Annotated in this window: 14 protein-coding genes; 12 read left to right on the top strand and 2 right to left on the bottom strand. The window is 71.3% G+C overall.

Going from position 1 to position 15,537, the window contains the following annotated elements:
- The first annotated feature begins 45 nt into the window (after positions 1-45).
- From C4U44_RS08900 to pssA, 10 genes are all read left to right on the top strand, one after another.
- On the top strand, positions 46-1,110 hold the full coding sequence (locus tag C4U44_RS08900; protein WP_103885108.1) for an Rv2578c family radical SAM protein: 1,065 nt from the start codon (positions 46-48) through the stop codon (positions 1,108-1,110).
- Between the two features lie 19 nt (positions 1,111-1,129).
- A complete protein-coding gene (locus tag C4U44_RS08895; RefSeq protein ID WP_235031920.1) occupies positions 1,130-1,660 on the top strand; it encodes a GNAT family N-acetyltransferase in 531 nt (176 codons plus the stop codon).
- 346 nt (positions 1,661-2,006) lie between these two features.
- A complete protein-coding gene (locus C4U44_RS08890) occupies positions 2,007-3,866 on the top strand; it encodes a 3-hydroxyacyl-CoA dehydrogenase family protein (RefSeq protein ID WP_103885107.1) in 1,860 nt (619 codons plus the stop codon).
- 310 nt (positions 3,867-4,176) lie between these two features.
- Entirely contained in the window at positions 4,177-4,968 is a 792-nt protein-coding gene (locus C4U44_RS08885) for a TetR family transcriptional regulator (RefSeq protein ID WP_103885106.1), read from the top strand.
- Positions 4,969-5,322: 354 nt separating this feature from the next.
- Positions 5,323-6,675 (top strand): crotonyl-CoA carboxylase/reductase, encoded by a 1,353-nt coding sequence (ccrA, locus tag C4U44_RS08880; RefSeq protein WP_103885105.1) that lies wholly within the window; start codon positions 5,323-5,325, stop codon positions 6,673-6,675.
- Positions 6,676-6,879: 204 nt separating this feature from the next.
- Complete coding sequence (locus tag C4U44_RS08875) at positions 6,880-8,844, top strand: protein meaA (RefSeq protein ID WP_235031919.1); 1,965 nt, start codon at positions 6,880-6,882, stop codon at positions 8,842-8,844.
- A 2-nt stretch (positions 8,845-8,846) separates the two neighbouring features.
- Complete coding sequence (locus tag C4U44_RS08870; RefSeq protein WP_103885305.1) at positions 8,847-9,377, top strand: MaoC family dehydratase; 531 nt, start codon at positions 8,847-8,849, stop codon at positions 9,375-9,377.
- Between the two features lies 1 nt (position 9,378).
- Positions 9,379-10,593 carry an acyl-CoA dehydrogenase family protein gene (locus C4U44_RS08865; RefSeq protein WP_103885104.1) on the top strand — a complete coding sequence of 405 codons (1,215 nt, stop codon included), beginning with the start codon at positions 9,379-9,381 and terminating at the stop codon, positions 10,591-10,593.
- A 181-nt stretch (positions 10,594-10,774) separates the two neighbouring features.
- Complete coding sequence (locus C4U44_RS08860) at positions 10,775-11,422, top strand: phosphatidylserine decarboxylase (RefSeq protein WP_103885103.1); 648 nt, start codon at positions 10,775-10,777, stop codon at positions 11,420-11,422.
- Positions 11,409-12,251, top strand: a complete 843-nt coding sequence (gene pssA / locus C4U44_RS08855; RefSeq protein WP_103885102.1) for a CDP-diacylglycerol--serine O-phosphatidyltransferase — start codon at positions 11,409-11,411, stop codon at positions 12,249-12,251. The genes C4U44_RS08860 and pssA overlap by 14 nt, the downstream gene beginning before the upstream one ends.
- Positions 12,252-12,598: 347 nt before the next feature.
- On the opposite strand, the gene C4U44_RS08850 is transcribed toward pssA, so the two are convergent.
- Positions 12,599-13,759 carry a glycerate kinase gene (locus tag C4U44_RS08850; RefSeq protein ID WP_235031918.1) on the bottom strand — a complete coding sequence of 387 codons (1,161 nt, stop codon included), beginning with the start codon at positions 13,757-13,759 and terminating at the stop codon, positions 12,599-12,601.
- An 84-nt stretch (positions 13,760-13,843) separates the two neighbouring features.
- Here C4U44_RS08850 and C4U44_RS08845 point away from each other — a divergent pair, with 84 nt between their 5' ends.
- Positions 13,844-14,341 carry an NUDIX domain-containing protein gene (locus tag C4U44_RS08845; protein WP_103885100.1) on the top strand — a complete coding sequence of 166 codons (498 nt, stop codon included), beginning with the start codon at positions 13,844-13,846 and terminating at the stop codon, positions 14,339-14,341.
- A gap of 50 nt (positions 14,342-14,391) precedes the next feature.
- Here C4U44_RS08845 and C4U44_RS08840 read toward each other — a convergent pair whose 3' ends face one another.
- Positions 14,392-14,871 (bottom strand): SCP2 sterol-binding domain-containing protein, encoded by a 480-nt coding sequence (locus tag C4U44_RS08840; RefSeq protein ID WP_103885099.1) that lies wholly within the window; start codon positions 14,869-14,871, stop codon positions 14,392-14,394.
- A gap of 243 nt (positions 14,872-15,114) precedes the next feature.
- On the opposite strand from C4U44_RS08840, the gene C4U44_RS42365 reads away from it, so the two are divergent.
- Positions 15,115-15,516 (top strand): hypothetical protein, encoded by a 402-nt coding sequence (locus tag C4U44_RS42365; protein ID WP_103885098.1) that lies wholly within the window; start codon positions 15,115-15,117, stop codon positions 15,514-15,516.
- The last annotated feature ends 21 nt before the right edge of the window (positions 15,517-15,537 follow it).

The following is a 15,537-nucleotide window of genomic DNA, read 5'->3' as shown; positions in this document are numbered from 1 at the left end:
CCACCGGACCGCCGGGGGGCCGACGGACGACGGAAGGAGGGCGCGATGCGCTGGGACGGGCTGAACGCCGAGGACTCCGCGGGTGCGCTCTTCGGTACCTCGGCGGTGACGACGCGGACCTTCGACACCCCGGGGTTCCGCGGGATCACCTTCCACGAGGTGCGGGCCCGCTCGATCCTCAACAAGGTGCCGGGCACCTCCCGGATGCGGTTCGACTGGACCGTCAACCCCTACCGCGGCTGCTCGCACGCCTGCGTCTACTGCTTCGCCCGCAAGACGCACAGCTACCTGGAGCTGGACACCGGCCACGACTTCGACTCGCAGATCGTGGTGAAGGTCAACGCACCGGAGCTGCTGCGCCGCGAACTGGCCTCGCCGCGCTGGCAGGGCGAGCACGTCGCCATGGGCACCAACGTGGACTGCTACCAGCGGGCCGAGGGCCGGTACCGGCTGATGCCCGGCATCATCGCCGCGCTGCGCGACCGGGCGAACCCCTTCTCCATCCTCACCAAGGGCTCGCTGATCCTTCGCGACCTCGAACTGGTGCGGCAGGCCGCGAGCGTCACCGATGTGTCCGTAGCGCTGTCGGTCGGCTTCCTGGACGGGGAGCTGTGGCGCAGCGTGGAGCCGGGCACGCCTTCCCCCGAGACGCGACTGGCGGTCTGCCGCACCCTGGGCGAGAACGGGATACCGACGGGGGTGCTGATGGCCCCGGTGCTGCCCTTCCTCAGCGACTCCCCCGCCCAACTGCGCGCGACCGTACGCGCGATCGCCGCGGCCGGGGCCACCTCGATCACGCCCCTGGTGCTGCACCTGCGGCCCGGGGCGCGCGAGTGGTACATGAACTGGCTCGGGCAGCACCACCCGCACCTGGTCCGGCGCTACGAAGCGCTGTACGCGACCGGTGCGTACGCGCCGAAGTGGTACCAGCGGCGGATCACCCGGCAGGTGCACGAGTTCGCGGCGGAGTTCGGCTGCGGACCCGCCCGGATCGGCGGCGCGCGGGGCCTGGCGGAACCCGAGGCGGCCGAGGAGCCGGCCGACGCCGTGCCGGGAGTCCAGCAGGTTCCCCGGCCGCATCCGGAGAACACCCAGCTCACCCTGCTGTGAACTGCCTAGAGTGCGGGGCATGATGCGCATCAGGGCGATGACCGAGGCGGACGCGGCGGTGGTGTCGGCGATCCGGATCGGGGGCTGGCGGTCCGCGTACGTGGGGATGGTGCCGCAGGACTACCTCGACGCGATGGACCCCGTCGAGGAGACGAAGCGGCGACGGGAGTGGTTCGTCCAGTCGGCCGGGCGGGTGCACAACCTCGTCGCCGAGGAGGCCGACGGCGCCGGCGCCGGCACCGTGGTCGGGTGGGCCTCCTTCGGGCCGTACCGCGGCGAGGAGACCGAGGCAGCCACCGGGGAGCTGTACGCGCTGTACGTGCGCCCGGAGCGGATCGGCACCGGCGTGGGCCGCCTGCTCACCGCCGAGGTGATCCGCCGCTCCGCCGAACTCGGCCGCTCCCGGCTGGCGTTGTGGGTCCTCACCGGCAACGCGCGGGCCCGGCGGTTCTACGCCGCCGCGGGCTTCTCCCCCGACGGCGCGACGGCGACCGAGTCGTACGACGGGACGCCGGTCGAGGAGATGCGCTACATCCGCGGCCTGGGGTAGGCCGCCACCGGTGACGGATCGGGGCGCGGCGACTCCGCGTGACCGCCACCCGCGCCACCGCGTGCACCCGCTCATCTGTCGTCCCCACAATTCATCTGTGCGGAGGACTGGCGCCCAAGTTACCCGCGGGTTACAGTCGACGAAGACGCCATGCGGCCGGTGAACCAGCCGCTCGGCGCATGCCGTTGTCGGTTCGGCACATTGCGGCGTGGCCCCGGGACAGGGCCCGCCGGCTCGCGCGGGCGCACACACGCACGGTCTTCTGCGGTCAGGCCCGCGACTCCACTCATCCCTCGGTCGTGCGCGCGCACGCGGCGCGGCCACCCGCTCTCCCTGGAGTCACGCGATGGAACGTCCCCCTGCTTCTTCCGCGACCGCACCCACGACCGGATCCGCCGCAGGGCACCCCGTGCCGGCGGCCGAACACCCCGTGCTCCCCTCGGTGGTGGCCGTGATCGGCCTGGGCACCATGGGCACCGGCATCGCCGAGGTACTCTCCTGCGCCGGGCACGAGGTGATCGGCGTCGACATCGACGATGCGGCGGCCCGCCGGGCCGTCACCGCGCTGGAGGCCCGCACCGCGCGCCAGGTCGAGCGCGGCAGGCTGACGCCGGCCGAGCGGTCCGACGTGCTCGCCCGCTTCCGCACCTACCCCGAACTGCGTGCCGCGGCCGAGGCGGACCTGGTGATCGAGGTGGTCGACGAGCGGTACGACGCCAAGCGCGAGGTGTTCACCGCGCTGGACCGGATCGCCAAACCCGGGGCGATCCTGGCCACCGGCACCAACGCGCTGTCCGTCACGCGGCTGGCGGCCGAGACCGGACGGCCCGACCGCGTGCTGGGACTGCACTTCTTCGCGCCCGCGCAGGCGATGAAGCTGGTCGAGGTGGTCTCCACGGTGCTCACCGCGCCCGAGGCGACCCGCACCGTGACGGCCCTGGTGAACAGCCTGGGCAAGGAGCCGGTGCCGGTCGGCGACCGCGCGGGCTTCATCGCGGACGGCCTGCTGTTCGGCTATCTGAACCAGGCGGCGGCGATGTACGAGGCGAGCTACGCCACGCGGGAGGACATCGACGCGGCGATGCGGCTGGGCTGCGGGCTGCCGATGGGCCCGCTGGCCCTGCTCGACCTGATCGGGGTGGACACCGCCACCACCGTGCTGGAGGCGATGTACGAGGCGAGCAGGGACCGGCTGCACGCGCCCGCGCCGGTACTGCGGCAGCTGACCGCCGCCGGCCTGCTGGGCCGCAAGTCGGGGCGCGGCTTCTACACCTACGACGGCCCCGGGTCGGCCACCGTCGTGCCGGACGCCGAGACGCCCGCCGAGCGGGCCGTCGGCGAGCGGGGCCGGCCGGTGCAGGCGGTCGGGGTGGCCGGGTCCGGCACCATGGCCACCGGCATCGCGGAGGTCTTCGCGAAGGCCGGGTTCGACGTGGCGCTGGTGGCCAGGTCCCCGGAGAAGGCCGAACGGGCGGTGGAGCGGCTGGCGGCGTCCCTGGACCGTTCGGTGGCGAAGGGACGGCTGACGCGGGAGCAGCGCGACGAGGCGGTGGCGCGGGTGACGCCGTCGGGGTCGTACGACGTGCTCGCGGACGCGGACCTGGTGGTCGAGGCGGTCGCGGAGGACCTGTACGTCAAGCAGGAGCTGTTCCAGGTGCTGGACAAGGTGTGCCGGCCGGGCGCCGTGCTCGCCACCACCACGTCCTCGCTGCCGGTGGTGGCGATCGCGCGGGCCACCGGGCGCCCGCAGGACGTGGTCGGCCTGCACTTCTTCAACCCCGCACCCGCGATGAAGCTCGTCGAGGTGGTGCGGACCGTGCTGACCTCGGACGACGTGGTGTCCACCGGGCACGCGGTGAGCCGGACACTGCGCAAGCACCCGGTGGACTGCGGCGACCGGGCCGGCTTCATCGTCAACGCCCTGCTGTTCCCGTATCTGAACAACGCGGTGAAGATGGTGCAGGACCACTACGCGACCGTCGACGCGATCGACGCGGCGATGAAGCTGGGCGGCGGCTACCCGATGGGACCGTTCGAACTCCTCGACGTGGTCGGCCTGGACGTCTCCCTGGCGATCGAGCAGGTGCTGCACGAGGAGTTCCGCGACCCCGGACTGGCCCCGGCCCCGTTGCTGGAACACCTGGTATCCGCGGGCTGCTTGGGCCGCAAGACCGGCCGCGGCTTCCGGGAATATGCCCGCCGATGAAAGTCGGGCTCCACCCGGCGTCCGCCGGCGGCCCCCTGTGGGCGCCAAGACGCCCCACGGCAGACCGTTGCAGCCGGCGAGCCAAAGGGCGCGCCGGTGTCGAAAGGTGGGGGTACCTCCCAGGCGAAGCCCTGGGGGAACGCGGAGATCGCCGAGGAACGAGGTGATCGCGCATGATCGACTTCCACCGGACCTTCGTCCGGGGGTGCCCCCCACACCGGGTCCAAGCGCCCGGTGGGGGTCCCCCCGCCCGAGGTAGGGGGAGAGCCGGCGGCAAAAGAGGGGCGGATGCACGTGTTACGTTCCCCACATGTCCCAGCCTGTGAAGTCCGCCGCCGCCGACACCGCGAGCGGCCGCCGTGCGGCCGCCCAGCGCCACCGGGTGCGGCAGGACCTCGCGTCGGCGGCCATGCGGCTGTTCGCGACGCAGGGGTACGAAGCCACGACCGTCGACGAGATCGCCGCGAGCGCCGGAGTGGCCCGGCGCACCTTCTTCCGGCACTTCCGCTCGAAGGAGGAGGCGATCTTCCCGGACCACGACGACACCCTGGTCCGGGTGCAGGCGGTGCTGGACTCCGCCGATCCGCACGAGCACCCGCTGGACACGGTCTGCCGCGGCATCACCGAGGTACTGCGGATGTACGCCGCCGTGCCCGAGGTGTCGGTGGAGCGGTACCGGCTCACCCGCGAGGTGCCCACCCTGCGGGAGCGCGAGATCGCCTCGGTGGCCCGCTACGAGCGGCTGTTCACCCGCTACCTGCTGGGCCACTTCGACGAGAACGCGCACCACGACGGCGACGACGACCCGCTGCTCGCGGAGGTGGCCGCCTCCGCCGTGGTCGCCGCCCACAACCACGTGCTGCGGCGCTGGCTGCGGGCGGACGGCAAGGGTGACGTGGAGGCGCAGCTCGACCATGCCTTCGACGTGATCAAGTCGACCTTCGGCACCGGTATCGGGGCGGGTCGCATACCGTCCAGGGCCGGGAACGGCGGCACTCCGGCGGTCTCCCGGCAGGGCGACGTGGTGGTGGCGGTGGCCCGCACGGACGCCTCGCCCGCGCAGATCCTGCGCAGTATCGAGGAGGCGCTGCGCAAGGCGTAGCGCCCGCCGATCCGCTCTGCCGCCTCCCGGCACCCTCTCCGGCAGCGGTTCCCCGACACGGCCGCCCTGGCACCCGCCAGGGCGGCCGTTCGCGTCGCATGCGGCGGGTGGTGCTCGCGTTGCCCGTCTCCGCCGGCGGGGTGACACTTGAGGGAATTAGTGGCACCCAGTGTCTTTACGAGTGGCACGGGGTGCCATACGGTAGTCCTGGTTCGGGCACCTGTCCCCCAGGCCCGGCCGCATCCCACCCCACTTCGTTCGCCGAACCGACGACGGCACCTCCATCCCATCAACCCCTGCGTTCACCACGCCGCACCGCAGCACGCGCAGAACGCAATGCCGGAGGCGAGTCCCATGACGTCGAGTGCCACGAAGGAAATCCTGGACGCGATCCAGGCGCCGCAGACCACCGCCGCCGACTTCGCGGCCCTGCCCCTGCCGGCGTCGTACCGCGCGGTCACCGTGCACAAGGACGAGGCGGAGATGTTCGCGGGCCTGGAGTCACGCGACAAGGACCCGCGCACCTCGTTGCACCTGGACGAGGTGCCGGTGCCCGAACTCGGCCCGGGCGAGGCCCTGGTCGCGGTGATGGCCAGCTCGGTCAACTACAACTCGGTGTGGACCTCGATCTTCGAGCCGGTCTCCACCTTCGCGTTCCTGGAGCGCTACGGCCGGCTGTCGCCGCTCGCGAGCCGGCACGACCTGCCGTACCACGTGATCGGCTCCGACCTGTCGGGCGTGGTCCTGCGCACCGGGCCCGGGGTGAACAAGTGGCACCCCGGCGACCGCGTGGTGGCGCACTGCCTGAGCGTGGAACTGGAGTCCGCCGACGGGCACAACGACACGATGCTCGACCCCGAGCAGCGGATCTGGGGCTTCGAGACGAACTTCGGCGGCCTCGCCGAGATCGCCCTGGTCAAGTCGAACCAGCTCATGCCCAAGCCGGAGCACCTGACCTGGGAGGAGGCCGCCGCTCCCGGGCTGGTCAACTCCACCGCCTACCGGCAGCTGGTCTCGCGCAACGGCGCCGGCATGAAGCAGGGCGACAACGTGCTGATCTGGGGCGCGAGCGGCGGACTCGGCTCGTACGCCACGCAGTTCGCGCTGGCCGGCGGGGCCACGCCGGTGTGCGTGGTCTCCAGCCCGCGGAAGGCCGAGATCTGCCGGCGGATGGGCGCCGAGGCGATCATCGACCGCTCGGCCGAGGGGTACCGGTTCTGGAAGGACGACCATCACCAGGACCCGCGCGAGTGGAAGCGGTTCGGCGCGCGCATCCGGGAGTTGACCGGCGGGGAGGACGTCGACATCGTCTTCGAGCACCCCGGCCGCGAGACGTTCGGCGCGTCGGTCTACGTGACCCGCAAGGGCGGCACCGTCGTCACCTGCGCGTCCACCAGCGGCTACACCCACGAGTACGACAACCGCTACCTGTGGATGAGCCTCAAGCGCATCGTCGGTTCGCACTTCGCCAACTACCGCGAGGCGTGGGAGGCCAACCGGCTCGTCGCCAAGGGGAAGATCCACCCGACGCTGTCGCGCACCTACACCCTGGAGGAGACCGGGCAGGCCGCGTACGACGTGCACCGCAACCTGCACCAGGGCAAGGTCGGCGTCCTCGCGCTCTCCCCGGAGGAGGGCCTCGGCGTCACCGACCCCGAGCTGCGCGAGCGCCACCTGCCGGCCATCAACCGCTTCCGGGACGCGTGAGGAGTCGCCATGGCGGACAACCAGTCTCCGCACGGCGCCCCGATGAGGACGGCGCCCCCGGTGAGCGAGCCAAAGGCCGCGCCGGTGTCGAAAGAGACGAGCGGCAAGCCAGGAACGAGCGGCGGAGCGAGGACCGTCGACACCGGGTCGAAGCGGCCGGAGGCGAGCGAACACAAAAAGAGGGACCGGGACAGGCCCTGGCTGATGCGCACCTATGCCGGGCACTCCACCGCGGAGGCGTCCAACGCGCTGTACCGGCGGAACCTCGCCAAGGGCCAGACCGGGCTGTCGGTGGCGTTCGACCTGCCGACGCAGACCGGGTACGACCCCGACCACGTGCTCGCGCTCGGCGAGGTGGGCCGGGTCGGGGTGCCGGTGGCCCATCTGGGCGACATGCGGCGGCTGTTCGAGGACATCCCGCTGGAGCGGATGAACACCTCGATGACGATCAACTCCACCGCGATGTGGCTGCTCGCGCTGCTCCAGGTGGTCGCCGAGGAGCAGGGCGCCGACATCACCGCCCTCCAGGGCACCACGCAGAACGACATCGTCAAGGAGTACCTGTCCCGCGGCACCCACGTCTTCCCGCCCGGACCCTCGCTGCGGCTGACCACGGACATGATCACGTACGCGGTGAACCACATCCCGCGGTGGAACCCGATCAACATCTGCAGCTACCACCTCCAGGAGGCCGGGGCCACCCCGGTCCAGGAGATCGCCTACGCGATGTCCACCGCGATCGCCGTGCTGGACGCGGTGTTCGACTCGGGGCAGGTCCCGAGGGAGCGGCGCGGTGACGTGGTCGGGCGGATGTCCTTCTTCGTGAATGCCGGCGTGCGGTTCGTCGAGGAGATGTGCAAGATGCGCGCCTTCGGCCGGATCTGGGACACCGTCACCCGCGAACGGTACGGCGTCCAGGACCCGAAGCACCGCCGCTTCCGCTACGGGGTGCAGGTCAACTCGCTGGGCCTGACCGAGGCCCAGCCGGAGAACAACGTCCAGCGGATCGTGCTGGAGATGCTGGCGGTCACGCTCTCCAAGGACGCCCGCGCCCGCGCCGTCCAGCTCCCGGCGTGGAACGAGGCGCTGGGCCTGCCCCGGCCCTGGGACCAGCAGTGGAGCCTGCGCATCCAGCAGGTGCTGGCGCACGAGAGCGACCTGCTGGAGTATGACGACATCTTCGCCGGCAGCCACGTGATCGAGGCGAAGGTCACCGAACTGGTCGATCAGGCCACCGCGGAGATGGCGCACATCGCCGAACTCGGCGGGGTGATGGCCGCCGTGGAGTCCGGCTATCTCAAGACGCAGCTGGTCGCCTCGCACGCCGAGCGGCGGGCCAGGATCGAGTCCGGCGCGGAGAGCATCGTCGGCGTCAACGTCTACGAGTCCACCGAGCCGAACCCGCTCACCGCGGACCTGGACCGGGCGATCATGACGGTCGACCCGGACGACGAGGCCCGCGTGGTGGCCGCGCTGCACGACTGGCGGCTGGCCCGCAACGAGCAGCGCGCGGAGAAGGCGCTCGCCGAACTGCGGGCCGCCGCGGCCGGCACGGAGAACCTGATGCCCGCCACCCTGGAGTGCGCGCGGGCCGGGGTGACCACCGGCGAGTGGTCGTGGGCGCTGCGCGACGTGTTCGGCGAGTTCCGCGCCCCGACCGGGGTGGGCGGCGCGCCGGTCGCCGCAAGCGCCGACGAGGACGGCGAACTGGCCGCCGTGCGGCGCCGGGTGGAGAAGACGGCGGCGGAACTCGGCGACGGGCGGCTGCGGCTGCTGGTCGGCAAGCCGGGCCTGGACGGCCACTCCAACGGTGCCGAGCAGATAGCGGTCCGGGCCCGCGACGCCGGTTTCGAAGTGGTCTATCAGGGGATCAGGCTCACACCCGAGCAGATCGTCTCCGCGGCCGTCGCCGAGGACGTGCACTGCGTGGGCCTGTCGATCCTGTCCGGGTCGCACGCGGCGCTCGTGCCGGACGTGCTGGGGCGGCTGCGGCGGGCCGGCGTGGACGACGTACCGGTGGTGGTCGGCGGCATCATTCCGGCCGCGGACGCGGAAGAACTGCGCGCGGCCGGTGTGGCGGCCGTCTTCACGCCGAAGGACTTCGGTATCACCGGGATCATCGGCCGGATCGTGGACGAGATCCGGCGAGCGAACAAGCTGGAGGTATGACGGTGCAGTTCGGGCGGACCTACGAGGAGTTCGAGATCGGTGCGACGTACAAGCACTGGCCCGGAAAGACGGTCACGGAATACGACGACCATCTTTTCTGCCTCCTCACCATGAACCACCACCCGCTCCACATGGATGCGAACTACGCCGAGCACACCACGGAATTCGGCCGCAACGTGGTGGTGGGCAACTACGTCTACTCGCTTCTGCTGGGCATGTCCGTGCCCGACGTGTCGGGAAAGGCGATCGCCAATCTGGAGATCGAGTCGCTGCGGCACGTGGCACCGACCTTCCACGGCGACACGATCTACGGCGAGACGACCGTGCTCGGCAAGCGGCCGTCGGCGTCGAAGAACGACCGCGGCATCGTCGAGGTGGAGACCCGCGGCCACAAGCAGGACGGCACCCTGGTCTGCGTCTTCCGCCGCAAGGTGATGGTGCCGACCGCCGCCTACGTCAAGGAGCGGGGCGGCGAGCAGCCCGGGCGGCCGGAACCCGCCGCCACCGGCACCGACTCCCGGGGAGGAAAGTGACATGGCCCACCGCCTCGCGCAGACCGACGGCCTGACCGACATCCAGCAGGAGATCCTCGCCACAGTCCGCTCCTTCGTGGACAAGGAGATCCTGCCGGTCGCCACCGAGCTGGAGCACCGCGACGAGTACCCCACCGAGATCGTCGCGGGGCTGAAGGAACTCGGCATCTTCGGGCTGATGATTCCCGAGGAGTACGGCGGGCTCGGCGAGTCGCTGCTGACCTACGCGCTCACCGTGGAGGAGATCGCCCGCGGCTGGATGAGCGTGTCCGGCATCATCAACACGCACTTCATCGTCGCGTACATGATCCAGCAGCACGGCACGCAGGAACAGAAGGACTACTTCCTGCCGAAAATGGCCACCGGTGACGTACGCGGAGCGTTCTCGATGTCCGAGCCGGGACTCGGCTCCGACGTGTCCGCGATCCGCACCAAAGCCGTCCGCGAGGGCGACTCCTATGTGATCAACGGGCAGAAGATGTGGCTCACCAACGGCGGCTCGGCGAATCTCGTCGCCGTGCTGTGCCGCACCGAGGAGGGCCAGCCGGAGGACGCGCCCGCGCACCGGTCGATGACCACCTTCCTGATCGAGAAGGAGCCGGGATTCGGCCCGAACCCGAAGGTCTCCGGGCTCACCGTGCCCGGCAAGATCGAGAAGATGGGCTACAAGGGCGTGGACACCACCGAGCTGATCCTGGAGGACGTCCGCATCCCGGCCGACCGGGTGCTCGGCGGAGGCAGCGGCCGCGGCTTCTACCAGATGATGGACGGCGTCGAGGTGGGCCGGGTGAACGTCGCCGCCCGCGGCTGCGGGGTCGCCCGCAGGGCCTTCGAGCTGGGCATCTCCTACGCGCAGCAGCGGCACACCTTCGGCAAGCAGATCGCCCAGCACCAGGCGATCCAGTTCCGGCTGGCCGAGATGGCCACCAAGGTCGAGGCCGCCCACCAGCTCATGGTGACCGCCGCCCGCAAGAAGGACTCCGGCGAGCGCAACGACCTCGAGGCGGGCATGGCCAAGTACCTCGCCTCCGAGTACTGCAAGGAGGTCGTGGAGGACGCCTTCCGTATCCACGGCGGCTACGGCTTCTCCAAGGAGTACGAGATCGAGCGGCTCTACCGCGAGGCCCCGATGCTGCTGATCGGCGAAGGCACCGCCGAGATCCAGAAAATGATCATTGGGAGGCGGCTGCTGGAGGAGTACCGTGTCTCAGGATGATTGTCCGCGTTCGCGGTGGTTTACCTGAGGCGAGGGTCACACTGCGTAAAGATCGGGGTCGCGGGAACCAGCCATCGACTCGCCCATCAGCTTGCCGAGTTGCCGGTGTCAGCCGATACCATCGACCAAAGCCGCCGTCCCCTGAAGCAATTCGCGGCACCCTCCGCTACGAAGGTCTTCCATGCCCCACAGCAAATCCTCTGCACCACGCCGCCGGGTCGGCCTCGCGCGCGGAGCGTCGCCGTGGCTCCTCCCGACCGCGGCCACGGCGGCGGTCAGCCTGCTGCGCGCCCGCCGCTCCGGACGCTGGGCGACCGTGGCCGTTCCCGCCACGGTCCTCACGGCCGGCATGCTGTGGTTCTTCCGCGACCCCGAGCGGGAGATCACCGAGGACGGGGTGGTCTCCCCCGCCGACGGCGTGGTCCAGAGCGTCATGCCGTGGAAGGACGGGCGCACCCGCGTCGCGATCTTCATGAGCCCGTTGAACGTCCACGTGAACCGCGCCCCGCTGAGCGGCACGGTCACCTCGGTCGAGCACGTCGCCGGCGGGTTCGTCCCGGCGTTCAACAAGGAGAGCGAGAACAACGAGCGGGTGATCTGGCACTTCGACACCGAGATCGGTGACGTCGAGGTGGTGCAGATCGCCGGCGCGGTGGCCCGGCGGATCGTGCCGTACGTGCCGCGCGGCTGCAAGGTCGAGCAGGGCGAGCGGATCGGGCTGATCCGGTTCGGCTCCCGGGTGGACGTCTACCTGCCGGAAGGCATGGGCTCCGCGGTCGAGGTCGGGGAGACCATGACGGCTGGGGTGACGCGCCTTGACCGTGACTGAGCACGAGACGCGCGGCAACTGGGTCAGCGAGATCGAGGAGCAGGACGACGCCCTGCCCCTGTCGACACGGCTGTCGATCGCCGACGCGCTGACCCTCGGCAACGCGATCTGCGGCTTCATGGCGGTGTACTTCACCACCACCGGCGTGCTCGTCCCGCACCTGATGGGCAGCAGCGACAGTGCGATGTCGATGCACAGCGCGGCCAACGCGGTGACGCTGATGCTGATGGCGTCGGTCTTCGACCTCTTCGACGGGCTGGTCGCGCGCAAGCTGCGCAGTTCCGCGATGGGCGCCGAACTGGACAACCTGTCCGACCTGATCAGTTTCGGGCTCGCTCCCGCCTACTTCATCGTCGTCTGGGGCATCGTGTCCGACGACGCGCACGGCAAGGTGGCCGCTGCCGCTGCCGTCCTCGTCGTCCTCGCGGTGGTGCTGCGGCTGGCCCGCTTCTCCTGCACCACGCTCCGTGACGGGGTCTTCCAGGGCATGCCCAGCCCCTTCGGGGCGATGACCGTGGTCTCCCTGGTGCTGCTGGAGCTGCCGTTCCTGCCCACCGTGATCGCGATCGTCGGGGTCGCCTGGCTGATGGTGAGCCGGGTCGAGTACCCGAAACCGCGCGGCCGGCTCGCCCTGATCACCTTCTGCTGGACCCTGGTGAGCATGGGCTGCCTCGCCGCCTGGTCGCTCGACATCCCCGGCGGCCACCAGCTCCTCCAGGCCGGCTGCGCCCTCCAGTGCGTGGCCGCGGCGACGATCCCCGGGTTCGCGACCACCCGCCGGGTCAACACGTTCCGAGCCAACCGTCGCGAACGGGCGACGGCGCGCTGACCCCTGGGGCGCCCTGACCCCCCAGGGTGCCCCTGCTCACCGGTCGAGGGACCACCCTGCCGGTGGTGGGCTTGTCGCGCAGTTCTCCCCCAGCCTGGCGGCTGGGAGGTGCCCCCACGCGCCCCTGAGTATGTGCGGCTCCCTCCGCGAACAGAAGGCCAACAACCCCCAGGGCTGTGAGGCTCCCTCCGCGAAAAAGGGCCACCACCCCCAGGGTTGTGCGGCTCTCCTCGAAGAGAGGGCAACCACCAGGGGCGCGGGGAACTGCGCGACAAGCCACCGCGGACCGCAAGGTCCCGCAACTCGCAGGACGGGGCACCCCGGAGGGTCAGGGGCACCCCGGAAACTCAGGGGCGCCCCAGAACCTCGGAGGCGAGCCGCACCGCCACGCGTTCGAGCAGCGGCCCGGCCTGGGCCATACTGCGGGCCGGATCCGGCTCCAGCTCCGCGAGAGCGTACGCGCGGCTGATCCCCGCCCCCGCCAGCTCCGCGGGAGAAAGGGCGAGGCGGCCGCACACCGCGACCACCGGCACGCCGCGGGCGCCCGCCGCCGCGGCCACCCCGACCGGCGCCTTGCCGTGCAGCGTCTGGGCGTCCAGGGACCCCTCCCCGGTGATGACGAGGTCGGCCCGTTCGAGGGCGGCGGCGAAGCCGAGGACGTCGAGGAACACGTCGATCCCGGGCCGGAAGGACGCCCCCAGCCCGACGAGGGCGCCGTAGCCGATCCCGCCGGCCGCGCCCGCCCCGGGCGCGTCGACGGCGGCGAGCGCGGCACCACCGAGCGCGGCGCCGAGCACCGCGGCGTACTGCCCGAGCGCGCCGTCGAGGAGGGCCACCTCCTCCGCGGAGGCGCCTTTCTGCGGGCCGTAGACCGCGGCGGCGCCCTTCGGCCCGCGCAGCGGGTTGTCGACGTCGCTGGCGAGCACGATCTCGGCGGCCGCCAGCCGCGGGTCCAGCGTGGACAGGTCGGCGGTGGCGAGCGCGGCCAGCGCGGCGCCGCCGGGTGCGACGGGCACTCCCTCCGCGTCCAGCAACCGGGCGCCGAGCGCGCTGAGCATGCCCGCCCCGCCGTCGGTGGTGGCGCTGCCCCCGACGCCGAGCACGAGGGTGCGCGCACCGGCGTCGAGCGCGGCGCGCAGCAGCTCGCCGGTGCCGTACGTGGTGGCGGTGAGCGGTGCGAAGACTCCGGGCGGCAGGTGCCGCAGGCCCGACGCCTCGGCCATCTCCACCACGGCGGTGTCCTCGCGCAGCGCGTACGCGGCCTCGACCGGCTCGCCGAGCGGGCCGGTCACCCGCAGGGTGCGGCGCTCGAATCCGCCGGCGACGGCGGCGTCCACGGTCCCGTCACCGCCGTCGGCCACGGGCAGCGACGCGACGGTCACCTCGGGCGCGACCTGGTGCAGCCCGGCCGTGACGTGGGCGGCGACCTCGACCGCGGTCAGCGAGCCCTTGAACTTGTCGGCGGCGACGAGCACATGCCCCGTCCGCCTCTTTGCAGCATCGGACACCTGAGATCTCCTGATCCGAAACGGAACGTCGCGCCGCTCCGGACCCTATCCCACCTGCCGCGCGGGCCCCGTAGGTTGGATGCCATGACCACCGACTACGCCACCTACATCGCCTCGCTGCCGAAGATCCTGGCGAGCGCGAACACCCTGTTCCGCTCCGCCGACGGCCGGGTCCTGCTGGTCGAGCCGAACTACCGGGACGACGGCACCTGGACGCTGCCGGGCGGCACCATCGAGTCGGACCGGGGCGAGACCCCGCGGGAGGGCGCCCGCCGGGAGACGCTGGAGGAGATCGGCCTCGACCTGCCGCCCGGCGCGCTGCTCGCGGTGGACTGGATCGCCGGCACCGCGCGACCGCCGCTGGTCATCTACCTCTACGACGGCGGGCTGCTCGACGAGGAGCAGTTCGGGGCGATCCGGCTGCAGGAGGAGGAGCTGGACTCCTGGCGGCTGGTCGCGGTGGACGACCTGGAGGAGTACCTCTACGAGGGCGGCGCGCGCCGCATCCGCGCCGGGCTGGCCGCGCTGGCGGACGGCACCGGGCCCGCCGAACTGGTCGACGGGACCCCGGCGCGCGGCTGACCCGAGGACGGTCGGCGCGGAAGGCCGGAGCGGAAGGCCAGGGCGCAGGCTCAGGGTTTGGGGATGTCGAAGAAGTAGGTGAGGCCGCCCGCCAGCCGGATGTCGCCGTTCACCTTCAGCTTGCGGGTGAAGAACAGGGTCGGCCCCGAGGCGTTGCCCGAGACGAGCCGCAGGAACTCCGGCGCGGCCATGGTGAGGCTCAACTGCGGGGTGCGGTCGGTGCGTTCCGGGGTGACGGTGCAGGTGCCGGCGGCGATGTGCGTCTCGTAGACGTCGTCGTCGGCGCCCGGCTCCAGGCCGCTGACGGTGATCCGCCAGCGGATGAGGGCGTCCCGGTCGCCCGCGGCCTCGGGCTTGAACAGGGTGTGCATCCGCCCGAACACCTCGTCCAGCACCCGGCGGCGCTGCGGCCCGGCCATCAGCTCGGCGATCCGCCGGCCCGGCAGGCCCTTCACGATCCTGGCGAACTCCTGCGGGGCCACCGCACCGAAGTCGAGTGCCTCCAGGTCGAGATCACCAAGTGCGGCCATGCCGGCGCCTCTTTCTGACTCCAGAGTAATCTTACTGGCGAGTAAGATTAGTGAACGCCTGCCCACGTCGCAAGAGTTCACCCAATCGGCGGGACATTCATGCTCCTCACCTCGTAGGATGCGGTCTGCGCACGGGGGACGTGCCCACCACACGACGGTCGGGCAATCTGGCATCGCTCCGAGAGGAGCCGGATCGGCATACCCCGGCTTTCCCACCACGAGCGACAGAAGGCGGAACGACCCATGGCGGAACGGCAGTACCTCGGACGTGGCACCAACACGTCCTGGGAGAAGTTCTGGTACGTCCTCGGCTGCATCTACTTCGGCGCCTACTACTTCGCCAAGGTCCCGGCGAAGAAGGCGCTGAGCGAGTACGGCCTGGTCGAGCTGACCGGCGCCGAGCAGTTCTGGTACGTCATGCAGTGCATATTCTTCGGCGCCGGCTACTTCTCGAAGGTGATCTTCAAGCGCGCGCTGTCCGAGGTGCGCGACCCCAACGCCGCCTTCCAGGTCAACCAGCCCGCGCAGATCGGCTACCAGCAGCAGGGCTACCAGGCCCCGGCCCCCGGCTACGGCTACCCGCAGCAGGGCGGCGCGCAGCCCCCGCAGCAGCCCGGCCAGGGCTACGGCTACCCGTCCGCCTGATCGCTCCGTTCGATCCGCGGA

Source organism: Actinacidiphila yanglinensis, assembly GCF_900107965.1.
GTDB classification, from domain to species: domain Bacteria; phylum Actinomycetota; class Actinomycetes; order Streptomycetales; family Streptomycetaceae; genus Actinacidiphila; species Actinacidiphila yanglinensis.
The sequence above is the reverse complement of the archived record's forward strand: the minus strand, read 5'-3'. Positions and strand labels throughout refer to the sequence as shown.